This window comes from Sphingomonas rosea (genome assembly GCF_039538065.1).
GTDB lineage: Bacteria > Pseudomonadota > Alphaproteobacteria > Sphingomonadales > Sphingomonadaceae > Sphingomicrobium > Sphingomicrobium rosea.
Genome location: NZ_BAABBR010000001.1, coordinates 1407369 through 1429305, shown reverse-complemented (window position 1 = coordinate 1429305; position 21937 = coordinate 1407369). Strand labels below are relative to the sequence as shown.

The 21937-nt window shown below is 67.9% G+C and carries 24 protein-coding genes; 8 read left to right on the top strand and 16 right to left on the bottom strand.

Annotated elements, in window-relative coordinates:
• Positions 1-41: 41 nt before the first annotated feature.
• The 4 genes from ABD693_RS07155 to nadA all read left to right on the top strand — a co-directional run bounded on the left by ABD693_RS07155 (position 42) and on the right by nadA (position 3414).
• Positions 42-875 (top strand): MBL fold metallo-hydrolase, encoded by an 834-nt coding sequence (locus ABD693_RS07155; RefSeq protein ID WP_344696334.1) that lies wholly within the window; start codon positions 42-44, stop codon positions 873-875.
• Entirely contained in the window at positions 863-1570 is a 708-nt protein-coding gene (locus ABD693_RS07150; RefSeq protein WP_344696333.1) for a DUF4230 domain-containing protein, read from the top strand. The genes ABD693_RS07155 and ABD693_RS07150 overlap by 13 nt, the downstream gene beginning before the upstream one ends.
• A 65-nt stretch (positions 1571-1635) precedes the next feature.
• Entirely contained in the window at positions 1636-2373 is a 738-nt protein-coding gene (locus tag ABD693_RS07145; protein ID WP_344696332.1) for an adenylate cyclase, read from the top strand.
• A gap of 21 nt (positions 2374-2394) precedes the next feature.
• Positions 2395-3414 (top strand): quinolinate synthase NadA, encoded by a 1020-nt coding sequence (gene nadA / locus ABD693_RS07140; protein ID WP_344696331.1) that lies wholly within the window; start codon positions 2395-2397, stop codon positions 3412-3414.
• 10 nt (positions 3415-3424) lie between these two features.
• Here the strand turns inward: nadA and ABD693_RS07135 are convergent, their stop codons facing one another.
• The 4 genes from ABD693_RS07135 to ABD693_RS07120 are packed head-to-tail and all read right to left on the bottom strand — an operon-like array spanning position 3425 to position 5477.
• Positions 3425-3934, bottom strand: a complete 510-nt coding sequence (locus tag ABD693_RS07135) for a hypothetical protein (RefSeq protein ID WP_344696330.1) — start codon at positions 3932-3934, stop codon at positions 3425-3427.
• 56 nt (positions 3935-3990) lie between these two features.
• Positions 3991-4257, bottom strand: coding sequence for a YdeI/OmpD-associated family protein (locus tag ABD693_RS07130; protein WP_344696329.1), 267 nt, complete (start codon positions 4255-4257; stop codon positions 3991-3993).
• Between the two features lie 58 nt (positions 4258-4315).
• Complete coding sequence (arfB, locus tag ABD693_RS07125) at positions 4316-4726, bottom strand: alternative ribosome rescue aminoacyl-tRNA hydrolase ArfB (RefSeq protein ID WP_344696328.1); 411 nt, start codon at positions 4724-4726, stop codon at positions 4316-4318.
• Entirely contained in the window at positions 4716-5477 is a 762-nt protein-coding gene (locus ABD693_RS07120) for an RluA family pseudouridine synthase (RefSeq protein WP_344696327.1), read from the bottom strand. Before ABD693_RS07120 ends, arfB begins: the two co-directional genes overlap by 11 nt.
• A 328-nt stretch (positions 5478-5805) precedes the next feature.
• Here ABD693_RS07120 and ctrA point away from each other — a divergent pair, with 328 nt between their 5' ends.
• From ctrA to ABD693_RS07105, 3 genes are read left to right on the top strand one after another with little or no spacing between them, the layout of a single operon-like run.
• A complete protein-coding gene (gene ctrA / locus ABD693_RS07115) occupies positions 5806-6519 on the top strand; it encodes a response regulator transcription factor CtrA (protein WP_344696326.1) in 714 nt (237 codons plus the stop codon).
• Complete coding sequence (locus tag ABD693_RS07110; RefSeq protein ID WP_344696325.1) at positions 6516-7196, top strand: hypothetical protein; 681 nt, start codon at positions 6516-6518, stop codon at positions 7194-7196. Before ctrA ends, ABD693_RS07110 begins: the two co-directional genes overlap by 4 nt.
• A 1-nt stretch (position 7197) precedes the next feature.
• Positions 7198-7902, top strand: a complete 705-nt coding sequence (locus tag ABD693_RS07105) for a VIT1/CCC1 transporter family protein (protein ID WP_344696324.1) — start codon at positions 7198-7200, stop codon at positions 7900-7902.
• A 3-nt stretch (positions 7903-7905) separates the two neighbouring features.
• Here ABD693_RS07105 and ABD693_RS07100 read toward each other — a convergent pair whose 3' ends face one another.
• From ABD693_RS07100 to mdh, 12 genes are all read right to left on the bottom strand, one after another.
• On the bottom strand, positions 7906-8691 hold the full coding sequence (locus tag ABD693_RS07100) for an arginyltransferase (protein ID WP_344696323.1): 786 nt from the start codon (positions 8689-8691) through the stop codon (positions 7906-7908).
• Positions 8692-8813: 122 nt separating this feature from the next.
• Complete coding sequence (locus tag ABD693_RS07095; protein ID WP_344696322.1) at positions 8814-9848, bottom strand: LLM class flavin-dependent oxidoreductase; 1035 nt, start codon at positions 9846-9848, stop codon at positions 8814-8816.
• On the bottom strand, positions 9845-10759 hold the full coding sequence (locus tag ABD693_RS07090) for an ATP-grasp domain-containing protein (RefSeq protein WP_344696321.1): 915 nt from the start codon (positions 10757-10759) through the stop codon (positions 9845-9847). The genes ABD693_RS07095 and ABD693_RS07090 overlap by 4 nt, the downstream gene beginning before the upstream one ends.
• A 62-nt stretch (positions 10760-10821) precedes the next feature.
• The gene (locus tag ABD693_RS07085; RefSeq protein ID WP_344696320.1) at positions 10822-11181 is read right to left on the bottom strand and encodes a DUF423 domain-containing protein; all 360 of its coding nucleotides are present in this window, start codon (positions 11179-11181) and stop codon (positions 10822-10824) included.
• Positions 11178-12602 carry an NAD-dependent succinate-semialdehyde dehydrogenase gene (locus ABD693_RS07080; protein ID WP_344696319.1) on the bottom strand — a complete coding sequence of 475 codons (1425 nt, stop codon included), beginning with the start codon at positions 12600-12602 and terminating at the stop codon, positions 11178-11180. Before ABD693_RS07080 ends, ABD693_RS07085 begins: the two co-directional genes overlap by 4 nt.
• A 9-nt stretch (positions 12603-12611) precedes the next feature.
• Complete coding sequence (locus tag ABD693_RS07075) at positions 12612-13322, bottom strand: PepSY domain-containing protein (protein ID WP_344696318.1); 711 nt, start codon at positions 13320-13322, stop codon at positions 12612-12614.
• A 48-nt stretch (positions 13323-13370) separates the two neighbouring features.
• On the bottom strand, positions 13371-14762 hold the full coding sequence (gene lpdA, locus ABD693_RS07070) for a dihydrolipoyl dehydrogenase (protein ID WP_344696317.1): 1392 nt from the start codon (positions 14760-14762) through the stop codon (positions 13371-13373).
• A gap of 9 nt (positions 14763-14771) precedes the next feature.
• Positions 14772-16013, bottom strand: coding sequence for a 2-oxoglutarate dehydrogenase complex dihydrolipoyllysine-residue succinyltransferase (gene odhB, locus ABD693_RS07065; RefSeq protein ID WP_344696316.1), 1242 nt, complete (start codon positions 16011-16013; stop codon positions 14772-14774).
• A 9-nt stretch (positions 16014-16022) separates the two neighbouring features.
• Positions 16023-18848 (bottom strand): 2-oxoglutarate dehydrogenase E1 component, encoded by a 2826-nt coding sequence (locus ABD693_RS07060; protein WP_344696315.1) that lies wholly within the window; start codon positions 18846-18848, stop codon positions 16023-16025.
• Between the two features lie 89 nt (positions 18849-18937).
• Positions 18938-19822 carry a succinate--CoA ligase subunit alpha gene (sucD, locus tag ABD693_RS07055; RefSeq protein WP_344696314.1) on the bottom strand — a complete coding sequence of 295 codons (885 nt, stop codon included), beginning with the start codon at positions 19820-19822 and terminating at the stop codon, positions 18938-18940.
• Positions 19822-20334 carry a hypothetical protein gene (locus tag ABD693_RS07050; RefSeq protein ID WP_344696313.1) on the bottom strand — a complete coding sequence of 171 codons (513 nt, stop codon included), beginning with the start codon at positions 20332-20334 and terminating at the stop codon, positions 19822-19824. Before ABD693_RS07050 ends, sucD begins: the two co-directional genes overlap by 1 nt.
• Complete coding sequence (gene mdh, locus ABD693_RS07045) at positions 20327-21289, bottom strand: malate dehydrogenase (protein WP_344696312.1); 963 nt, start codon at positions 21287-21289, stop codon at positions 20327-20329. The genes ABD693_RS07050 and mdh overlap by 8 nt, the downstream gene beginning before the upstream one ends.
• A 166-nt stretch (positions 21290-21455) precedes the next feature.
• On the opposite strand from mdh, the gene ABD693_RS07040 reads away from it, so the two are divergent.
• A complete protein-coding gene (locus tag ABD693_RS07040; RefSeq protein ID WP_344696311.1) occupies positions 21456-21866 on the top strand; it encodes a hypothetical protein in 411 nt (136 codons plus the stop codon).
• Positions 21867-21937 lie beyond the last annotated feature (71 nt).

Genomic DNA, 21937 nt, shown 5'->3' with positions numbered 1-21937 from the left:
AGGAGTTGCTCCCCGGCGACTCCTCTGCTTTGTGCCATGTCGTGACGCATGAGCCCGGCCGCCTCTACGCCCTCGGGCCCGACCTCGCCCGGCTGCTCGCGCCCAATCCCTCGCCCTTCACCGGCGAAGGCACCTGGGTCCACCTGATCGGCACCGATCGCCTGCTCGTCCTCGACCCCGGTCCGGTCGACGACGCCCACCTCGACGCAATCGTCGCGGCGGTGGCGGGGCGCCCGGTGGACGCCATCCTCGTCACCCATACCCACCGCGACCACAGCCCGGGCGCCGCGCCGCTCGCCGCGCGCCTCGGGGCGCCCGTCTGGGGCTGCGCGCCGCTCGCCATCCCCGGTAACCAGGAAGCGGGCTTCGACCCCGACTACGCGCCAGACCGCATCCTCGCCGACGGGGAGACCTTCGCCCACGAAGGTAGGCCGCTCGAAGCCGTCCACACTCCCGGCCACACCTCGAACCACCTCTGCTTCGCTTGGGGCGAGCGGCTGTTCAGCGGCGATCATGTGATGGGCTGGTCGACCACCGTGGTGATCCCGCCCGACGGCCACATGGGCGACTATATGGCGAGCCTCCAGAAGCTGCAGGGCCGGCCCGAGACCATCTACCACCCCGCGCACGGCGAGCCGGTCGAGGACCCCCAGCGCCTGCTGCGCGGCCTGCTCGGTCACCGCCTGCAGCGCGAGCGCCAGCTCCAGCGCCTTGCCGCCGAACAGCCCGGCACGCTCGAGGCGCTCACCGCCCGCGCCTATCCCGGCCTCGACGCCCGCCTCGTCCGCGCGGCGCAGGCGACCGCGCTCGCCCACCTCGTCACCCTCGAGGAGCAGGGACGCGTGACCCGCGTTGGAGCGACATGGAAGGCTTGAAACGTCACTGGCCGTTGCTGCTGGTCGCCCTGCTGGTCCTCGGCGGCCTTGGCTTCTGGATGCAGCAAAAGGCCGAGAAAAAGCGCGTCGACGAGGAGCTCGCGCAGGCGCAGGGCATCGTCCGGGTCCTCTCCGCCACCTTCTCGAACAAGGCCGCGCTCAAGGTCGGCGAGGTGAAGGGCACGCTCGACGTCACCACGGTCGACAATGGCGCGCTTCCGATCCTCCGCTCCTCGCAGAAGGCGACCATCCCCTACAGCGTCGGATATACGCTCGACCTCTCGGGCCTCGGCGCCGACGATTATCGCTGGGATCAGCAGAACCGCATCCTCACCATCCGCGTTCCCATCGTCACGCCCGAAGCGCCCAATGTCGACGAGGCCAATCGCTCGGTCGCGGGCACCAGCGGGGTCTTCGTTACCCGGAATGCCTCGGTGAACCTCCAGCGCCGCGCCTCGCAGCTCGCCACCGCCAAGGCCGGCGAAGTCGCCGCCGAGCCCGCCAACCTCGCCCGCGCGCAGGCCAATGCCGAGAAGGTCGTCGCCGGCCTCGCCCGCGCGCCGCTCGATGCCGCGGGTCTCGGCCCGCTCACCGTCCGGGTCGTCACGCCGGCGAGCGGCACGCCCAGCACGGAGCGCTGGGACGTCAGCCGTTCGATCGAGCAGGTCCTCGCCGAACGCCAACAGGCCCGCTGACAAAAGCGCCGTTTTCCGCTATCGAGTCGCCGTAGCCGCAGGGGAGCGGCGACAGGGGATTTCGCATGGCTAGCAACGCTGCAACCACCGCCACGCCCGTGCGCGGGTTCATGGCCGATCAGGCCTTCTTCACCCGCTTCGCCATCGCCATGGCCGCCTTCATACTGTTCGGCTTCATCCAGTTCGAGCTGCGCGGCTTCGTCAATATCATCGAGGCCCCCTGGTTCCTCCACGTCCACGGCGCGCTGATGGTGAGTTGGCTCGGCGTCTACGTCCTCCAGAGCACCCTCATCTCGAGCGGCCAGGTCGCGATCCACCGCAAGACCGGTTGGCTCGCCGTCCTGCTCGCGGTCGCGGTGGTCGGCTTCGGCAGCTTCACCGGCGTCCACGCCATCGCCATGGGCACCGTCCCGCCCTTCTTCACCAACGGCTTCTTCCTCGCGCTGAACCAGTTCGGGATGCTCGGCTTCGCGCTCGTGGTCGGCCTTGCCATCGTCAAGCGCCGCCAGATCGAATGGCATCGGCGGCTGATGGTCGGCACCGGCATCATGGTCATGGAGCCCGCGCTCGGCCGCCTCCTCCCCATGCCGCTCATGGGCCAGACCGTCGGCGGGCTCGTCGCCACCGGCATCCAGCTTGGCGCGGTTGCGATCCTCGCCCGCCACGACCGAAAGGTCCTCGGCCGGGTCCATCCCGCGACCCTCGTGATCGCGCTGCTGCTGGTCGTCTCGCGCCTCGCGATCGAGCTCCTCTCGCGCACGCCCGCGTGGAATGCCCTCGCCCAGAGCATTGCCGCGGGCTGAGGCCCCGCCTATCTCGGGCGCATGTCCGCACCCGCAACCAGCCTCAAGGGCGTCGACCTGCTCGGCGAGATCCAGCGCCTCAAGGAGGAGCGGAACGCCGTCATCCTCGCGCACTATTACCAGAAGCCCGAGCTTCAGGACTTGGCGGACTTCGTCGGCGACAGTCTCGACCTTTCCCGCAAGGCCGCCGCGACCGACGCCGACGTCATCGCCTTCTGCGGCGTCCGCTTCATGGCCGAGACCGCCAAGATCCTGTCACCGCAGAAGATCGTGATCCTGCCCGACATGGACGCCGGCTGCAGCCTCGAGGACAGCTGCCCGCCCGACCAGTTCGCCGCCTTCCGCGCCGCGCACCCCGACCATATCGCGCTGACCTACATCAACTGCTCGGCGGCGGTGAAGGCGCAGAGCGACATCATCGTCACCAGCTCCTCGGCCGACGTGATCCTCAGCCAGATCCCCAAGGAGCAGAAGATCATCTTCGGCCCCGACCGTCACCTCGGCGGCTACCTCGCCCGCAAGACCGGCCGCGAGATGCTGCTGTGGCCGGGCATCTGCATCGTCCACCAGGCCTTCAGCGAGACCGAGCTGCTCAAGCTCAAGGCGCAATATCCCGGCGCGCCGGTCGCCGCGCATCCCGAGTGCCCGCCGCACATCGTCGACCATGCCGACCATGTCGGCTCGACCCGCGCCATCCTCGACTTCGCGATCAATTCGCCGAGCGACGTCATCCTCGTCGCGACCGAGCCGCACATCATCCACCAGATGGAGAAGGCCGCCCCGCACAAGACGTTCATCGGGGTGCCCGGCGGCGACGGCAACTGCAACTGCAACATGTGCCCGTACATGGCATTGAACACGCTCGAGAAGCTCTACGTGGCCTTGCGCGACCTCGAGCCGCGGATCGAACTCGAGCCCGAGCTCATGGACAAGGCCCGCGTGCCGCTCGAGCGGATGCTTGAAATGGCCGGCCGCACCGTCGGCCAAGGCGACGTCGGCCGCCCCGTCGTCCCCTTCCGCAGCGAAGGCGAGCAGGACTAGAGCCGGAGCTTCAGTCCCCCTCGCTGTCCCTCGGTCCCCAATAATATTCGGTGATCAGCAGCCGGTCCCCGGTGTCGGACCCGAGCGTGCGCAGGATGAAGCGGTCGTGCAGGATGAAGGGTTCGATGAAGCGGACCCGCTCGGAAACCGAGCCGATCAGCTTTGTCTCGGTCCCGTCGATGCGCGTCGCCACGAAGGAACTGCGCCCGTCGTGCTCGACCCGGCAGCCGATCCGCCAGCCGAGCCCCGCGTCCCGGACCACCGCCGCATCGCAGGGGATCGACTTGTACCGGTGCGTTGCAAGCGGTGCGCACGGCGCGGCGTCGGCCGACAGGATCGTGCCGGCGGTCGACATCGCGAGGCAGCGCTCCCCCGACTTGATCAGCCCGAGGCCGAACAGTTCCGCATCGTCCATCCCGCGAATGAAGCTCGCCGGAACCGCAAGGGCATGCGCATTCAGCCGGATCATGTGCGGCCCGACCCGCTCGTCCTTGCCGACCGGAATCGCGGTGCTGGTCACCCTTACCGATGCATCCGTCGGTGCCGTGGCCACGAGCATGGCCAACCCCAACCCGATCACTGTCCCGCCTCCCGATGCTTGCACCCCGGCCAGCAGCACGGCCGCCGCTTGCCTTCGCCGAGGCTCTCGAGCCCCCAAGCGATCCGCTTCGCCCGCGTCTCTGGCTTCTTCGGGCTCGTCACCCAGCAGATCCACTCGTTGCGCGCGAGCGGGGTGATGTCGCGCCACGTCGCCGCCGCCTCGGCCGAGCCTCGAAGCGCCGCTGCGAGATCGTCAGGCAGATCATGCACCGTGCCGCCGTCGAGTTCCCGCTTCGCCACCATCGCCGGATGATCGTGCCTCGGGCCGATTTCCGCAATGGGTTGGTTCCGAACCCTCGACTCAGTCGAGGCTGACGCGGCCCCGCATCGCCTTCACCGCCCCGCGGCCCTTCTTGCTGTCGAGCCTTTTGGCCTTGGCGGCCCGGCTGGGCTTGGTGGGGCGGCGCTTGGGGTCGCGGTGGAGGGCGTCGGCGATCAGCCCCGCGAGTCGCCGCCGCGCTTCCTCGCGATTGGCCTCACGCGTCCGGTGGGTGCGCGCGGTGATGACCAGTTCGCCGCCAATCGTCAGCTTCGAGCCCGCCAGCGCCTTTAGTTGCTCGTAGGCGTAAGGCGGCAGGCCCAGCGCGTAGACGTTGCACCGCAGCTGGCAGGCGGTCGCGACCTTGTTGACGTTCTGCCCGCCGGGCCCCGTGCTCGCGAGAAAGGTCTCGCTCAGCGCCTCCTCGGGAATGCGGACGTCCTCAGGACGCATCGGCTTCCGTGGGCCCGCCGTCTTCCGTCATCCCGCCGACGGCGGGGACCTCAACCGGCGAAGGCGCCGCCTCGTCATCCGAAGCCTCGCCCACCGCCGGCGCCAACAGTTCCGCCCACGCCCCCCAATGTTCCGGCAGCGGCGCGGTCACGTCGACCGCCGGCCGCTTGGGCCGCGGCACGACCAGCCGGCTCGCGTGGAGCAGCATCGGCCCGCCCGGCACGCCATAGACACGGTCGCCGAGGATCCCCGCGCCCAGCCCCTCGCGCGCATGGACTCGGATTTGGTGCGTGCGCCCCGTCAGCGGCTTGAACTCGACCAGGGTCCGGCCGTCCCGGCTACCGAGCTTGCGCCACCGCGTCACCGCGCGCTGTCCCTTGGGGTCGCCCACCATCTTCCAGCCCGCCTCGGCGCTGCTCTTCTTGGCGAGCGGCAGGTCGATCTCGCCCTCCTCGCCCGCGATCTCGCCGGCGATCACCGCCAGATAGGTCTTCTCGACCGAGCCGCCTTCGAACGCCTGCTGGAACACCGCGCGCGCGCTCGGATGGCGCCCGAACAGCAGGCACCCCGACGTGTCCTGGTCGAGCCGGTGCATCGCCGTCGGCGGCCGCTTGAAGCCGGCCTTGAGCTCATCGATCCGCCCCTCGATGCTGTCGCCGCCGCGCTTGGGCGTGTCGACCGGCAGCCCCGCGGGCTTGTCGAGCACGATGGCTTCGGCGTCGATGTAGAGGATGCGTTCGGACAGGATCATGGGCTCCGCCCTAGCGCAAGGGCGTCGCTCCCGCACCCCTCTTCCCTGGCAGGATTTGGCGTGATCCGCTTTCCAGCGGTCCGAGGGACCGGACCGGGGTCGGGGACCGCAAATTCGACTCGCCGACCCTGCGACCTTCGGGACCTTTGCGCGAGAATTACTCCGGCCGGCCTGTGGAAAACTGATGCCGATCCGCAACGATTCCACTGGAATCCCGCTATTTAGGTCATGTTAACCTTTTCAGGCGAGACCGCTAATGGTTAATGCACGCTTCAGGGCCGTTAAGCCGTCGTAACGCTTGGCAGCTCCTTGAACGGGGGATTTGATAATGCGCGTTCTGCTGATCGAGGATGAGCCCACCACCGCCAAGTCGATCGAGCTGATGCTCGGGACCGAGGGGTTCAACGTCTACACGACCGACCTCGGGGAAGAGGGCCTCGATCTCGGCAAGCTCTACGATTATGACATCATCCTCCTCGACCTGAACCTGCCGGACATGCACGGCTACGACGTGCTCAAGAAGCTCCGCACCGCCAAGGTCGCGACTCCGGTCCTGATCCTGTCGGGCATCGGCGAGATGGACTCGAAGGTCCGCGCCTTGGGCTTCGGCGCCGACGATTACGTCACCAAGCCCTTCCACCGCGATGAGCTCGTCGCCCGTATCCACGCCATCGTTCGCCGCTCGAAGGGCCACAGCCAGTCGGTCATCCGCACCGGCAAGCTCGCGGTCAATCTCGACGCCAAGACGGTCGAGGTCGACGGCGCCCGCGTGCACCTGACCGGCAAGGAATATGCGATGCTGGAGCTGCTCTCGCTCCGCAAGGGCACCACGCTGACCAAGGAAATGTTCCTCAACCATCTCTACGGCGGGATGGACGAGCCCGAACTCAAGATCATCGACGTCTTCATCTGCAAGCTCCGCAAGAAGCTCAGCCTCGCCTGCGGCGGCGACAATTACATCGAAACCGTCTGGGGCCGCGGCTACGTCCTGCGCGACGCGGGCGAGATCGGCATCGAAGTACCGGAAGCCGCGGTCGCTTGATCCGGCCCGGGCCGAGGGGCGGCAAGCGCCGACGCTGGATCAACCGGATCCTCGGCGCCGCCCTCCTGCTCCTCGCCTCGCCGCTCGTCGCTCCGCAGCTTCTCGCCTTCCCCTACCAGGCGAAGGTCGGCGCGCACCGCGTCTATTCCGAACAGCCGATCCACCCGCGCGTCGAGTCGATCGTCGCGGGCGCCGACGCCAAGGTCCTGGCCGATCCGCTCGGCAAGGCGCCGCCACTCGACCAGGCGATCTTCCTGACCGACGGCGGCTGGCGCTGGCGCTGGCTGGCCGTTTCGGCCGCCGACGCCTTCGCGCTCAGCCGACCGATCGGCGAGCCGGTGATCATCAACCACGCCGATCCTGCCCGTGACACGATGACCAACGCCTATGGCGCGCGTCGCCGGCTGACCGACATCGTCGCCCATGAGCTGACCCATGGCGCCATCCGTGCCGAATTCGGCACGCTCCGTTCGCTCTTCATGTCCAAGGAACTGGTCGAGGGCTATGCCGATCACGTCGCGGGAAGCAGCGCGCTGACCGATGCCGAGGCGCGTCAGCTGATCGCCACCCGCATGACCCGCCCCGCCCTCGCCTACTGGACCGGCCGCAAGAAGGTCGAGGCGCGGCTTGCCGCCAATGGCGGCGACGTCCACAAGCTCTTCGAGGAGTGGCGCTGAAATGAGCAGCCAACGCGCACACGGCGAACGCCATGCCATGGGCCGCATCGGCTGGCTCCGTGCCGCGGTCCTCGGCGCCAATGACGGGATCGTCTCGACCGGCAGCCTGATCGTCGGCGTCGCCGCCTCGGCTGCAGGGCGGAACGAAGTGCTGATCGCCGGCATCGCCGCGCTGGTCGCGGGCGCGATGTCGATGGCCGCGGGCGAATATGTCTCGGTCAGCTCGCAGTCCGACACCGAACAGGCCGACCTCGCGCGCGAACGGGTCGAGCTCGCCACCATTCCCGAGGCCGAGACGCTCGAGCTGGCGAAGATCTACGAGGAGCGCGGGGTCGAAAAGTCGCTCGCGCTCCAGGTGGCCGGCCAGATGATGGCGCATGATGCGCTCGGCGCGCACGCTCGCGACGAACTCGGCATCTCCGAAATCACCACCGCGCGTCCGCTCCAGGCCGCGATCACCTCGGCGCTGACCTTTACCGCCGGCGCCGGGGCGCCGCTGCTGGCAGTGCTGCTCGTCCCGGTGGCGCAGCTGATCCCGGCGGTCGTGATCGTGTCACTGCTTTGCCTCGTCATCCTCGGCGCGGTCGGGGCGAAGCTCGGCGGCGCACCGATCGGGCGCTCGGTGTTGCGGGTCGGGTTCTGGGGCGCGATGGCGATGCTCGTCACCGCCGGGGTCGGTCGCCTCTTCGGGACCGCGGTCGGCTGAAGCTCAGACCTTGAGGAGGCCCGGCGTCCGAACCTTGGCGGTCGGCACCGCCGGACCGGGCTCGAACCGCTTCCACCCGTCACGGCCGAGCTTCTCGATCGGCCGGAAGCTCGCTTTGTAGGCCATCCGCTCCGAACCCTCGACCCAATAGCCGAGGTAGACGTAAGGCAGCCCGGCCCGTGCGGCGCGGTTGATGTGGTCGAGGATGATGAAGGTGCCGAGCCCCTTCCGGTCGGTCAGACTTGGATCGTAGAAGGAATAGATCATGCTCAGCCCGTCGCTCTGCTGGTCGCTGAGGCAGGCGCCGACCAACCGGCCCGGGCGCTCGTCGACCGACGGCTCGCGATATTCGACGACATAGGTGCGGACCGGGGTCTGCTCGACCATGTCAGCAAAGTCGTTCTCGTCCATCTCGGCCATCCCGCCGCCGGGGTGCCGGACCGACAGATAGCGTCGCAGGAGTTCGAACTGCTCTTCGGTGGTCCACGGCTTGCAGGCCGTCACCTCAAGGTCCGAATGCCGGCGGATCAGTTTCTTCTGGGTGGTCGAGGGCACGAATTCGTTGGCGGCGACCCGGACCGAGACGCAGGCCTGGCACTCGATGCAGCTCGGCCGGTAGGCCACCGACTGCGAGCGGCGGAAGCCGATCCGGCCCAGCGCCTCGTTCAGCTCACCGGCGTGGTGACCCGACAATTCCGTGAACACCTTCCGTTCGATCTTGCCCGGAAGGTACGGGCAAGGGGCCGGCGAGGTGACGAAGAATTTCGGGAAACGGAACGGAGCGCTCAACTGGGGGCCTTCGTCGCAAGATGGTTACGAAAGTGTTTATGCGCTCCACCAACGCGCATGGAAAGGCCCCGCTCCCTACCGAAATTGGTTAAGCCCAAAGACTGTACCGCTTCGGGTCAGCACTACAGCTTTCCGGCCTTCATCGGCGCCATGACGGTGTCGGCGAAACGGTCCATTTCCTCCGCCTGCGGGCTCATCTGGAGGAGCAGCAGGTCGAGCCCCACGGCCTCATAGGCCCGGATTCGATCGGCGATCTGCTCGGGAGTGCCGACGAGGTTGGGACGAAGCCCGCGGTTCGAGACGCTATATTCCTGCAGCTTGAGCGTGCGCTCGAGCTCGGTCCCGCTCAGCCACTGGTCGAAATTGGCGAAGCCGGGCGGCGGCTCGCTGGGCATGGCGGTGATCCGCTCGAGCTCGGCCTGCGCCGCCGCCTCGGTTTCGCGGACGATGACGTAAGCGGCCATGCCGAACGGCATCGGCGGCCCGCCCGCCTTTTCGCGCCGCGCGCGCATGTCGGCGATCTTGGGCGCGATCGCCTCGACCGGATCGCCGTGCATCACATAAGCGTCGCACTGGGTGGCGATCAGCGTCTTGGCCGCCTCGCTCTCGCCGCCGGCATAGACCACCGGCCGCCGCACCGGCTTGGGCGCGACGATGGCGTCCTTCAGCCGGTAGCGCTCGCCCTCATGGGTGAAGCGCTCATCGCGCCACAGCCCGTCGACCACGGTCAGCCACTCGGCGGTCCGCGCGTAACGGTCGTCATGCTGGTCGAAGGCGAGGCCATATTGCTCGGCCTCCGCCTTCCACCAGCTCGAGACGACATTGAGCGCGAGGCGCCCGCCCGAGATGCGGTCGATGTTGGCCGCCTGCTTGGCGAGCAGCGCCGGATGATGGAAATTGGGTCGGACCGCGACCATCAGCTCGATCGACCGTGTCACCGCCGCGAGCGCCGCGGCCGTGCTCCACGCATCCAGCGCGGGCTGCTCGATCCCCTTGATGTCGTTAAGGTAGAGCTCGGCGATGAGCGACAGGTCCCAGCCCTTTTCCTCCGAGCGAAGGGTCAGGTCGCGAACGGCCTCCCAGCTCGCCGCTGGCCCCTCGTCGGGATCGTTGCGAAGCCAGCCGCCGAACACGGGCATCCAGTAACCGAACCTCATTTGCCAGCCTCCGCGATCCGCGCCTTGAGCCATTCGACCAGCCGGTCGTGCGGGTCCCAGCCCAGCACCTCGACCGGCCGCGCGACGAAGTTCGACAGCGCGTTGATGTCATAGAATTTGGGCGTCCCGTCGCGGTCGTCGACCATCACCTCGACCCCGCCGACGTCCATGCCGATCGCCGCCGCGACCCGCTCGGCCCCGGCGACGATCTCCGGCGGCGGATCGAAGGCGGTCATGGCGATGGGGGTGCCACGCTCGTCGTCGCAGGCGTCGGCCGGGCAAAGGTCGAACTGTCCCGCGCCATCGACGGTGATCGCGTAGAGGAATTGGCCGCCGAGCGTCTCGATCCGCCAGATGACGCCGTCGCGCGCGGGAATCGCTTCCTGCACCAGCAGCACCCGATCGACCGAACTCGGTGCCTCGCCCGCCGCGACCACGGCGCTGAGTTCGGCGGCGCTGTCGAAGCGCATGATCCCGGCGCCCGAGCCGCCGACATTGGCCTTGACCAGCAGCGGGTAGCCGATCGCCTCGGCCTCGCGCTCGAGGTCGGCGGCGCGGTGGACGACACGGGTGCGCGGCGTCGCGAGCCCGAGCGTGGAAAGCAGCGACAATTGCCGCGCCTTGCTGCTGTCGATCGCCATCACCTCGGGCCCGTTGAGCACCGTCGCGCCCTGCCGCCGCCAATGGTCGAACAGCGCCATCGCATGGTAAAGCGGATGCTCGGGCTCGCGCAGGAAACTCGACATGGCGACACGGTTGAAGATGACGCGCGCGGGCGGGGGCGAGCCGGCGGGATCGAAGCCATGGTCGCCGATCGGGATCTTCACGAAGTCGATTCCCGCCCGGTCGAGCGCCGCGAAAAGCGGTTCGAACCACAGGGGATGCTCATAGACAATGGCAAGCTCGGGCATTCGCTTCCTCAGGCAAGAGTGCGTTCGCCCGAGCACATGGGCGGCGCCGGATTAGCGGGGCCTCAATCCTCCTTCAAGGCCCGCCAGCCGAGCAGCAGCCAGCCCGCAATCATGGCGGTGCCGCCGAGCGGCGTGATCGCGCCGAACCAGCGCGGCGCCCCCAGCGCCATGGCGAACAGGGTCGCGGCGAAGAGCGCCGCCCCGCCCGCGAGCAACCACGCGGCAAGCGCCAGCCGCGGCCGCTTCGCCAGACCGATCGCGACCACCGCGACGGCATGCGGCAGGAGATAGGCCACCGCCGTCTGCCACCAGCCGAGCGCTTCGGCATCGAACTGCCCCTTCAACGCATGCGCGCCGAACGCGCCGAACCCCACCGCGAGCGCGGCGAGCACGGCGCCGGTGGCGGTCAGCCGCCCGCTCACGCCTGGTGGATGGCCTTGGTCACCTGATAGCTCGCGAGGCCCTCGACCCCGCCCTCGGAGCCCGAGCCCGATTCCTTGACCCCGCCAAACGGCGCGTCCGCGCTCGAGATGGCGAAGGTATTGATCCCCACCATGCCGCTCTCGATCCCGTCGCCGAGGCGGTTGGCGCGGCGGCCGTTCTCGGTGAAGACGAAGGCGGCGAGACCGAAGGGTAGCCGGTTCGCCTCGTCGAGCGCTTCGTCCTCGGTCTTGAAGGAGCGCATAAGCGCCACCGGACCGAACGGCTCGACGTTCATCGCCTGCGCGTCGTTGGGGACGTCGGCGAGGACGGTCGGCTGGAAGAAGAAGCCGCCGTCACCGGCCTCGCCGCCCGCAAGCACGCGCGCGCCCTTGGCCCGGGCGTCCTCGACCAGCCCCGCGATTGCCGGAAGCCGCCGCTCGTTCGCGAGCGGGCCCATGGCGATGCCGTCCTCGAGCCCGTTGCCGACCTTCACCTTCGCAGTGCGCTCGGCGAAGCCCTTGGCGAAGGCGTCGTAAATGCCTTCCTGGACGTAGAAGCGGGTGGGCGACACGCACACCTGGCCGGCGTTCCGGAACTTCTGCGGGACGAGCATGTCGAGTGTCTTGTCGAGGTCGCAGTCGTCGAACACCAGCACGGGTGCGTGGCCACCGAGTTCCATGGTGATGCGCTTCATGCCGTCGGCGGCGAGCTTCATCAGGTGCTTGCCGACCCCGGTCGAGCCGGTGAAGCTGATCTTGCGGATGACCGGGCTGCCGATGAGGTGGCGCGAGACGGTGTCGGGCACGCCGTGAACCAGCTGGAACACACCCTTGGGAATGCCCGCGTCGTCGAGCGCCTTGGCCATGGCACCGGTGCAGCCGGGGGTTTCCTCAGGCGGCTTGGAGATGACGGTGCAGCCCGCCGCCAGCGCCGCGGCGACCTTCTTGGCGAGGAGATAGATGGGGAAATTCCAGGGCGTGAAGGTCGCGGTCGGACCCACGGGTTGCGGAATGACGATCGAGCGCTGTCCCGCAGGACGGACCAGAACGCGCCCGCCCTGCCGCTTCGCCTCCTCGGCGAAATAGTCGAACATCTGCGCGGCGCCATAGACTTCGCCGACGGCCTCCTGGAGCGGCTTGCCCTGCTCCTGCGTCAGCATCATTCCGATCGCCGGCGCGCGCTCGCGCATCAGGGCGGCGGCCTTGTGCAGGATCGCGCCGCGGGTCTCGACGTCGGTCGCCCGCCACGCGGGCCAGGCCCGGTTGGCGGCCTCGAGCGCCTCGTCGAGTTCGGCCGTACTGGCGAGCGGCAGTTCGGCGATGGTGCCGCCCGTCGCCGGATTGATCACGGGCGCGCGGTCGCCCTCCCCCTGGCGCCAGGCGCCGTCGATGAAGAGCTTGAGCTCGGCTTCATATCCCATGACCGTTATCTAGGAGCGGCGGCGGCGGCTTACCAGCGGCAGCAGGACCAGCGCCATGATGACACTCAGCAGCGACACCGCAGCAAAGCCGATCAGCAGCGGGTGATGCGTGTCCTCGCGTTCTTGGAGGTCCATGATGTGAAGCCCCCACATCCAGTCGTAGAAGCGCCACCAGCCGGTGCGCGTCGCCACCACCCCGCCGGTCGCGGCGTCGACGTAGAAACGGGTGCCGTCGCTCATCGTCACCGCCCAGGCGTCGATCGGCCGCCTCAATTCGAGCGGCGGCGCGTCGGCGCTGGTGCGCGTGACCGAAGCGATGCGGGCCGTGCCCGTATAGCGATGCGTGACCTCGGCCGCCGCATCGGCGGCGCTCGCCGGGCCGAGCAATGTGCCGGTAAGCGGATCGGCCAGCCGCGTCGGCCCCTTGCGCACCTCGATCACCCAGCGCGGGCCGGCGGCGCGTTGCTCGAGCGCGACCTTCGCCAGGGGCAGGCCGGCGACCGCACCCGGAAGCACCGCCGGCCGGGTCAGCGTCACCGGATCGGCGGGCCGCAGCAGGTTGCTCCCGCGCGTTTCCTCGATCGGCTTCCACACCATCACGAGGCCCGACAGGGTCCAGAACAGAAGCGGTAGCCCGACGATCCAGCCTAGCCAGACGTGCCAGCGGCGAAGGGTCGCGCGAAACGAACGTCGTCCCCGCGCAGGCGGGGACCTCGGCATCCTGTCGCCTGAGGTCCCCGCCTCAACGGGGACGACGTCAGTCATGGTTCAGACGTGGATCGGCTTGCCCTGCACCGCCATCGCCGCTTCCTTGAAGGCTTCGGCATGCGTCGGGTGGGCGTGGCAGGTGTAGGCGATGTCCTCGCTCGTGGCGCCGAATTCCATTGCCTGCGCGGCCTGCGCGATCATCGTGCCGGCAAGGTTGTTGATCATCCACACGCCGAGCACGCGGTCGGTCTTGGCGTCGGCGATCACCTTGACGAGGCCGTCGGGCTCGCCGTTGGTCTTGGCGCGGCTGTTGGCCATCATCGGGAACTTGCCGACCTTGACCTCGCCGCCGGCGCGCGCCTGCTCCTCGGTCAGGCCGACACCTGCGATTTCCGGCGTGGTGTAGACCACCGACGGGATGATCGCATGGTTCACGATGCCGGTCAGACCGGCGATATTCTCGGCCACCGCAATGCCCTCGTCCTCGGCCTTGTGCGCGAGCATCGGGCCGGGGATGACGTCGCCGATCGCCCAGATGCCGGGCACGCTCGTGCGGAAGCTGTGGTCGGTCTCGATCTGTCCCTTGGCGTTGAGCTGAAGGCCCGCCGCCTCAAGCCCGAGGCCATCGGTGTTCGGGCGCCGCCCGATCGACACCAGAACGTGGCTCGCCTCGATGGTCTCGGCCGCACCGCCCTTGGCCGGCTCGACCGTCACGCGGACGCCGTCCCCGACCACTTCGGCGCCGGTGACCTTGGTGCCGAGCTTGTATTCGAAGCCCTGCTTCTTGAAGATCTTGTTCGATTCCTTGCGGATTTCCTCGTCCATGCCCGGCAGGATCTGGTCGAGATACTCAACCACCGTGACCTTCGCCCCGAGCCGCCGCCAGACGCTTCCCAGCTCGAGCCCGATCACGCCGCCGCCGATGACGACCAAGTGGCTCGGCACTTCCGGAAGCTCGAGCGCGCCGGTCGAATCGACGATGCGCTGCTGGTCCACGGTGACGCCCGGAAGCGGGGTGACCGACGAGCCGGTGGCGACCACGATGTTCTTCGCGCGCACCTGCTGGCCGGCGACCTCGACGCTGTCGGTGCCGGTGAACTTGGCGAGGCCCTTGAGCCAGGTCACCTTGTTCTTCTTGAAGAGGAACTCGACGCCCTTGGTGAGGCCGCCGACAGCCTCGCGACGGCCGTCGTGCATCTTGGCGAGGTCGAACTTGAACTCGCCGGTGATGCCCCACTTGGCCATGTGGCCGTGCGCGGCTTCCTCGAACAGCTCGCTCGCGTGCAGCAGCGCCTTGGAGGGAATGCAGCCGACGTTGAGGCAGGTCCCGCCCAGCGTCTCGCGGCTTTCGGCGCAGGCGGTCTTGAGCCCGAGCTGCGCGGCGCGGATCGCGGCCACGTAGCCACCGGGACCGGCGCCAATGACGAGGACGTCGTAATCGTAATCAGCCATGTTCAAATCCTAGAGATCGATGAGGAGCCGGGTCGGGTCCTCGATCGCTTCCTTGATGCGCACCAGGAAGGTGACCGCCTCGCGGCCGTCGACCAGACGGTGGTCATAGGAAAGCGCGAGATACATCATCGGGCGGGCGACGATCTGCCCGTCCTTCACCACCGGCCGTTCCTCGATCCGGTGAAGGCCGAGCACCGCCGACTGGGGCGGGTTGATGATCGGGGTGCTCATCAGGCTCCCAAAGACGCCGCCGTTGGAGATGGTGAAGGTGCCGCCCTTCATGTCGTCGGCGGTCAGCGTGCCGGCCTTGGCGCGAGCGCCGAAGTCCGCGATCGTCCGCTCGATCTCGGCGAAGCTCATCTGGTCGGCCGAGCGGATCACCGGCACCACCAGCCCCTTGGGAGCCGACACCGCGACCGAGACGTCGAGGTAATTGTGGTAGACGATCTCATCGCCCTCGATCCGGGCATTGACCGACGGCACGTCCCGCGCGGCGAGCGCGGCGGCCTTGGTGAAGAAGCCCATGAAGCCGAGGCGGATGCCGTGCTTCTTCTCGAACAGATCCTTGTAGCGGGCGCGCGCGGCGATCACCTCGGTCATGTCGACGTCGTTGAACGTCGTCAGCAGCGCCGCAGTGTTCTGGGCGTCCTTGAGGCGGGTCGCGATGGTCTGGCGGAGGCGGGTCATCTTGACCCGCTCCTCGCCGCGTTCGCCCTTGGGCGAGGCCGGAACCGACGCCGTGGCCGGGGCCGAGGAGGGCGCAGCGGCGGGCGCCGGCGAAGCCTTGGCCTTGGCGACGTCTTCCTTGGTCAGGCGACCGTCGCGGCCCGAGCCGGTCAGGCTCGCGGCGTCGACACCGCTCTCTTGCACGGCGCGGCGGACCGACGGCGACAGGCGCAGCGCTTGGGCCTGCTCATCGGTGACTTCATGGCCCGAGGAAGCGGCTGCAGCCGTAGCAGGAGCGGAGCTCGGCTCGGCGGCCTTGGCGGCCGGCGCCGCGGCGGCGGCGGCGGCGCCTTCGCCGATCGTCGCGATCACCGCGCCGACGTTGACCGTATCGCCCTCGGCGACCAGCGCCTCGCCGAACACGCCCGCGACCGGGCTCGGCACGTCGACCGACACCTTGTCGGTCTCGAGGCTCGCCACCGGTTCGTCGACCGCGACCGCGTCACCCGGCTTCTTGAGCCAGGCGCCAAGCGTCGCTTCGGTGATGCTTTCGCCCAGTGCCGGGACTTTGACTTCGATGCCCATGGCTCTTCCTTATGCGTTCGCTTTGCCGGCAATGCGGACCGTGTCGGTCGCCGCATTCGCCGCTTCATCCTTGGCCGCTCCCGTGCCGAGCGCCGCCGCAATGAGCGCGCTTTGTTCGGCGACATGCCGCTTGGCAAGTCCGGTCGCCGGCGAAGCCGAGGCCGAGCGCCCGGCATAGACCGGACGGAAGCCCTTGCCCGCTGCCTTGAGGCATTCCTCGAGATACTCCTCGACGAAGAACCAGCTGCCGTTGTTGCGCGGCTCTTCCTGGCACCAGACGACTTCCTCCAGCCCCGGCATCGCCTGGAGGCGCTTGACCAAAGGCTCGGACGGGAACGGGTACAATTGCTCGATCCGCAGAATTTCGACGTCGGTCAGGCCGGCCGCGTCGCGCGCCTCGATCAGCTCGTAGGCGATCTTGCCCGAGCAGAGGACGAGGCGGCGGGTCTCGCCCTCCGCCGGCGGGGCGAGGTCCGACAGGATCCGCTTGAAGTGCGATTCGCCGGTGAAGTCCGCGACGCTCGACACCGCCAGCTTGTGGCGGAGCAGCGACTTGGGCGTCATCACCACCAACGGCTTGCGGAAATCGCGCAGCAGCTGGCGACGGAGCAGGTGGAAATAGTTCGCCGGCGTGGTGCAGTTGGCGACCTGAAGATTGTCCTCGGCGCAAAGCTGCAGGTAGCGCTCGAGGCGCGCCGAACTATGCTCCGGCCCCTGCCCCTCGAACCCGTGCGGGAGCAGCAGCACCAGCCCGCTCGCGCGCAGCCATTTGGCCTCGCCGCTGGCGATGAACTGGTCGATGATCACCTGCGCGCCATTGGCGAAGTCACCGAACTGCGCTTCCCACAGCACCAGCGTGCGCGGGTCGGCGAGACTGTAGCCATACTCGAAGCCGAGCACGCCGAACTCGCTGAGCGGGCTGTCGCGGACCTCGAAGCGGCCGCCCTCGACGGTCGTCAGCGGCACGAACTTGTGGCCGTCCTTCTGGTCGGTCCAGACCGCGTGACGCTGGCTGAAGGTGCCGCGGCCGCTGTCCTGGCCCGACAGGCGGACGTTGTGCCCCTCGGCGATCAGCCCGCCGAAGGCGAGCGCCTCGGCGGTGGCCCAGTCGAAGCCCGCCCCACTCTCGAACATCGCCTTCTTGGCGTCGAGGATGCGCTGCAGCGTCTTGTGGACGTTGAGGTCGGCGGGGACGGTGGTCAGCACCTGGCCGAGCTTCGCCACCTCGTCTTCGCTGATTGCGGTGCCGGTGTTGCGGCGCCCCTCGACCGGCTCGGCCGGACGGTTGAGGCCGGCCCAGCGGCCCTCGAACCAGTCGGCCTTGTTCGGCAGATAATTGGCGCCGGCCTCGAACTCGCTCTCGAGATGCGCGACGAATTCGTTGGTCTTGGCGTCTAGCCAGCCTTGGTCGATCACGCCCTCGGCCACCAGACGGTCGCCGTAGAGCTTGCTCACCGCCGCATGGCGACGGATCTCGTCGTACATCAGCGGCTGGGTGAAGCTCGGCTCGTCGCCTTCGTTATGACCGAAGCGGCGGTAGCACCACATGTCGATCACGATGTCGCGGTTGAACTCCTGGCGGAATTCGGTCGCGAGCTTACAGGCGAAGGTGACCGCCTCGGGATCGTCGCCGTTGACGTGGAGGATCGGCGCCTGGATGCCCTTGGCGACGTCGCTCGGATAGGGCGAGCTACGCGCGAACTGCGGCGAGGTGGTGAAGCCCACCTGGTTGTTGATGACGAAATGGATGCAGCCGCCGGTGCCGTAGCCCGGGAGCCCCGAGAAGCTCAGGCACTCCCAGACGATGCCTTGGCCGGCGAAGGCCGCATCGCCGTGGAGCAGGATCGGCAAGACCTTGTCGCCCTCGCCATCGGCCTTGATGACCTGCACCGCCCGCGCCTTGCCGAGCACCACCGGATTGACCGCCTCGAGGTGCGACGGATTGGCCTGGAGCGATAGGTGGACCTTGACCCCGTCAAACTCACGGTCGCTCGACGTGCCGAGGTGATATTTGACGTCGCCCGACCCGCCCACGTCCTTGGGGTTGGCGCTGCCGCCGGCGAATTCGTTGAAGATCGCGCGGTAGGGCTTGCCCATGACGTTGGCGAGGACGTTCAAGCGGCCGCGGTGGGCCATGCCGACGACGATCTCCTCGACACCCGCGAGACCGGCATATTTGATCACCGCCTCGAGCGCGGGGATCATGCTTTCGCCGCCGTCGAGCCCGAAACGCTTGGTCCCGACATATTTGCGGGCGAGAAACTTCTCCCACTGCTCGCCGTGGATCACCTTCTCGAGGATCGCCTGCTTGCCTTCGGGGGTGAAGTTCACGCCCTTGTCGCGGCCTTCCATCCGTTCCTGGAGGAAGCGGCGCTCCCCCAGGTCGTTGATGTGCATATATTCGAGGCCGATCTTGCCGCAGTAGTTCTTGCGCAGGATCCCGACGATCTCGCGGACGGTCGCGGTCTCGAGCCCGAGATTGCCGCCGATGAAGATCGGGCGGTCCATGTCGGCGGCGGTGAAGCCGTGATATTCGGGCGTGAGGTCGGCCGGCAGCTCGCGCTGGCTGAGATGCAGCGGATCGAGGTCGGCGGCGAGATGCCCGCGCACCCGGTAGGTGCGGATCAGCATCATCGCGCGGATCGAATCCTCGGCCGCACGGCGGACCTCGGCGTCCGACGCCCCGCCGGCCGCGGCCTTGTCCTTCGCGCCCTTGGCGACCTTCTCGATCGCGGCCTGGGTGGGATCGAGCCCGCCGTTGAGATCGTCGAGGCTCTCCAGCGGCCAATTCGCCCGCTGCCAGCTCGGTCCTTGCTCGATCTCGTAGTCGTCCATCAGTGCCTCTCGTGCTCCGGCGAAGGCCGGAGCCCAGTACCTCTTGTAGCAGCAGAACCTGACTGGGCTCCGGCCGTGGCCGGAGTGCGTCAGCCCTGAAGCAGCTCCTTCAACGTCTTGCCAAGCTCAGATGGGCTCGGCGACACGCGGATTCCAGCGGCTTCCATCGCGGCGATCTTGGATTCCGCGTCACCCTTGCCGCCCGAGACGATCGCCCCGGCATGGCCCATGCGGCGGCCCGGAGGTGCGGTGCGGCCGGCGATGAAGCCGACGGTCGGCTTGGAACGCCCGCGCTTCGCCTCGTCGGCGAGGAACTGCGCAGCCTCTTCCTCGGCGCTGCCGCCGATCTCGCCGATCATGATGATCGACTTGGTCTCGTCGTCGGCGAGGAACATCTCGAGCATGTCGATGAACTCGGTGCCCTTGACCGGGTCGCCGCCGATGCCGACCGCAGTGGTCTGGCCGAGACCCTCGTTCGAGGTCTGGAACACCGCCTCATAGGTCAGCGTGCCCGAGCGCGAGACGACGCCGACGCTGCCCTTCTTGAAGATGTTGCCCGGCATGATGCCGATCTTGCACTCGTCCGGGGTCAGGACGCCCGGGCAGTTCGGCCCGATCAGCCGCGACTTCGATCCGTCGAGCGCGCGCTTGACCTTGACCATGTCGAGCACCGGAATGCCCTCGGTGATGCAGACGATCAGCGGCACTTGCGCATCGATCGCCTCGAGGATCGAATCGGCCGCGAAGGGCGGCGGGACGTAGATGACCGAGGCGTCGGCGCCGGTCTTGGCGACCGCTTCCTCGACCGTGTCGAAGACCGGCAGCCCGATATGGGTCGTGCCGCCCTTCCCCGGCGTCACGCCGCCGACCATCTGCGTGCCGTAGGCCAGCGCCTGCTCGGTGTGGAAGGTGCCGGTCTCACCGGTCATGCCCTGGGTGATGACCTTGGTGTTCTTGTTGACGAGGATGCTCATTATTTCTTCTCCGTCGGCGTCATCACCGACATGGTCAGCGCGGGCTGTTGATCGGAACCAGTTTGCTGGAGCACGACCAGACGGCCTTCATCGCTGAAGATGATACGACCTTCGGCATCGGGTGCCGGCAGCTTGCCGCCCCATGCCTTCAGGAATTCCGGAAAGGTTGCCCGCGACTGGATGCGGGCCATGACGATGCATATGCCCTCGCCCGACTTTGCAGACAGGATGATCAGCGGCTTGCGGTCTGCCTTGCCGAAGATCAACGGCTGTTCGACCGCCTTGCTCTTGCCGTCGCTCATCGTCGCCTGCTGCCAGCCAAGCTCGCCGAGTTTGGCGGTGCTCAGACCGGCAGGTTGCGCGACTTCCAGGCAGTCGTTGTAGGACAGGTAGATGTCCTTGAGCGGCGACACCGGAATTTCCGCCGTAGCCGACACGCTCGCGCTCGATGCCACGACTGCAGCCAAGACCAGGATTGCGGGCCGCGTCATCCTGTCCCAGCGGTCAGGCAAGGCTCGGGTCGATCTGCTTGCAGGCATCAAGCAGTTCCTTGACCGCGTCGACGCTGACCTTGAGGTTCTGCTTGGCCTCGTCGTCGAGCGCGATCTCGATGATCTCCTCCGCGCCGCCGGCACTGATCACCACCGGCACGCCGACATAGAGGCCGTCGAGGCCATACTTGCCCTCGACATAGACCGCGCACGGAAGGATCCGCTTCTGGTCGCCGAGATAGGCTTCGGCCATCGCGATCGCGCTGGTCGCCGGAGCGTAATAGGCCGAGCCGGTCTTGAGGAGTGCGACGATCTCGCCGCCGCCGCCGCGCGTGCGCTTGACGATCTCGGCGATCTTTTCCTTGCTCGACTTGCCCATGGCGACGAGGTCGTCGACCGGGATGCCGCTGATGGTGGTGTAGCTGGTCACCGGGACCATCGTGTCGCCGTGGCCGCCGAGCACGAACGCGTTCACGTCCTTGACCGAGACGCCGAATTCCTCGGCGAGGAAGTGGGCGAAGCGGGCCGAGTCGAGCACGCCGGCCATGCCGACGACCTTGTTGTGCGGAAGGCCCGAGAACTCGCGCAGCGCCCAGACCATCGCGTCGAGCGGGTTGGTGATGCAGATGACGAAGGCGTCGGGCGCGTTGTCGCGGATGCCCTCGCCGACCGCCTTCATCACCTTGAGGTTGATGCCGAGCAGGTCGTCGCGGCTCATGCCGGGCTTACGCGCGACACCGGCGGTGACGATGATCACGTCGGCGCCCTTGATGTCGGCATAGTCGTTCGAGCCGGTGACCTTGGCGTCGAAGCCCTCGATCGGCCCGCACTGGCTGAGGTCGAGCGCCTTGCCCTGCGGCACGCCTTCGACCACGTCGAACAGGACGATGTCGCCCAATTCCTTCTGCGCTGCGAGATGGGCAAGGGTGCCGCCGATGTTGCCGGCGCCAATGAGGGCGATCTTCTTGCGGGCCATGAGTCTCCGTCGGGTCTGACTTGGGGGGCCGCCGGGAGACGGCCGGGTCGCCCGCGCCTCTAGCCCCATGAGGCGCGAGGGGCAACCGCAAGGGCGGATGCGAGTTGGACAATCATGAACGGGACCGTCACGACCGGTTCAGCGCCGCTTCCCTAGGAGTATGGGCATGAAACACGCATTGATCCTCGCGGGCGCAGCGCTCGCCTTCGCCGCGGCCCCTGCCGCCGCCGACCCCGGCAAGGGGCACGGCAAGCACGGTCGCTACAGCCAGGACTATCGCGGCGGCTACGGCTACCAGGAGGCGCGCGGCTGCCCGCCGGGCCTCGCCAAGAAGAACAACGGCTGCCTGCCGCCGGGCCAGGCGAAGAAGCTGCGCATCGGCCAGCGCTACGCCAACAGCTACGGCTATCGCCAGTATAGCTGGAACGAGCTGCCCTACGACATCCGCAGCCGCTACTATGGCGACCGCCCGAGCTACTATGACAACTACAATTACTATTATGACGGCGGTTCGCTCTACCGGGTCGATCCGACCACCCAGGTGGTCCAGCAGATCATCCAGGCGCTGATCCGCTAAGCCGACGGCATGACGAAGCGGCGGTGCTCCGACAGGGAGGATCGCCGCTTTTTCTTATCCTGTTCAAAGGG

Bases quoted from the DNA above. Each gene is read 5' to 3' on its own strand.
- sucD (WP_344696314.1), bottom strand. From the start codon at position 19,822: ATGAGCATCCTCGTCAACAAGAACACCAAGGTCATCACCCAGGGCATG.
- ABD693_RS07150 (WP_344696333.1), top strand. From the start codon at position 863: ATGGAAGGCTTGAAACGTCACTGGCCGTTGCTGCTGGTCGCCCTGCTG.
- lpdA (WP_344696317.1), bottom strand. From the start codon at position 14,762: ATGGCTGATTACGATTACGACGTCCTCGTCATTGGCGCCGGTCCCGGT.
- ABD693_RS07145 (WP_344696332.1), top strand. From the start codon at position 1,636: ATGGCTAGCAACGCTGCAACCACCGCCACGCCCGTGCGCGGGTTCATG.
- nadA (WP_344696331.1), top strand. From the start codon at position 2,395: ATGTCCGCACCCGCAACCAGCCTCAAGGGCGTCGACCTGCTCGGCGAG.
- ABD693_RS07080 (WP_344696319.1), bottom strand. From the start codon at position 12,602: ATGGGATATGAAGCCGAGCTCAAGCTCTTCATCGACGGCGCCTGGCGC.
- ABD693_RS07040 (WP_344696311.1), top strand. From the start codon at position 21,456: ATGAAACACGCATTGATCCTCGCGGGCGCAGCGCTCGCCTTCGCCGCG.
- ABD693_RS07130 (WP_344696329.1), bottom strand. From the start codon at position 4,257: ATGGTGGCGAAGCGGGAACTCGACGGCGGCACGGTGCATGATCTGCCT.
- mdh (WP_344696312.1), bottom strand. From the start codon at position 21,289: ATGGCCCGCAAGAAGATCGCCCTCATTGGCGCCGGCAACATCGGCGGC.
- arfB (WP_344696328.1), bottom strand. From the start codon at position 4,726: ATGCGTCCTGAGGACGTCCGCATTCCCGAGGAGGCGCTGAGCGAGACC.
- ctrA (WP_344696326.1), top strand. From the start codon at position 5,806: ATGCGCGTTCTGCTGATCGAGGATGAGCCCACCACCGCCAAGTCGATC.
- ABD693_RS07095 (WP_344696322.1), bottom strand. From the start codon at position 9,848: ATGAGGTTCGGTTACTGGATGCCCGTGTTCGGCGGCTGGCTTCGCAAC.
- ABD693_RS07075 (WP_344696318.1), bottom strand. From the start codon at position 13,322: ATGCCGAGGTCCCCGCCTGCGCGGGGACGACGTTCGTTTCGCGCGACC.
- ABD693_RS07060 (WP_344696315.1), bottom strand. From the start codon at position 18,848: ATGGACGACTACGAGATCGAGCAAGGACCGAGCTGGCAGCGGGCGAAT.
- ABD693_RS07120 (WP_344696327.1), bottom strand. From the start codon at position 5,477: ATGATCCTGTCCGAACGCATCCTCTACATCGACGCCGAAGCCATCGTG.
- odhB (WP_344696316.1), bottom strand. From the start codon at position 16,013: ATGGGCATCGAAGTCAAAGTCCCGGCACTGGGCGAAAGCATCACCGAA.
- ABD693_RS07090 (WP_344696321.1), bottom strand. From the start codon at position 10,759: ATGCCCGAGCTTGCCATTGTCTATGAGCATCCCCTGTGGTTCGAACCG.
- ABD693_RS07105 (WP_344696324.1), top strand. From the start codon at position 7,198: ATGAGCAGCCAACGCGCACACGGCGAACGCCATGCCATGGGCCGCATC.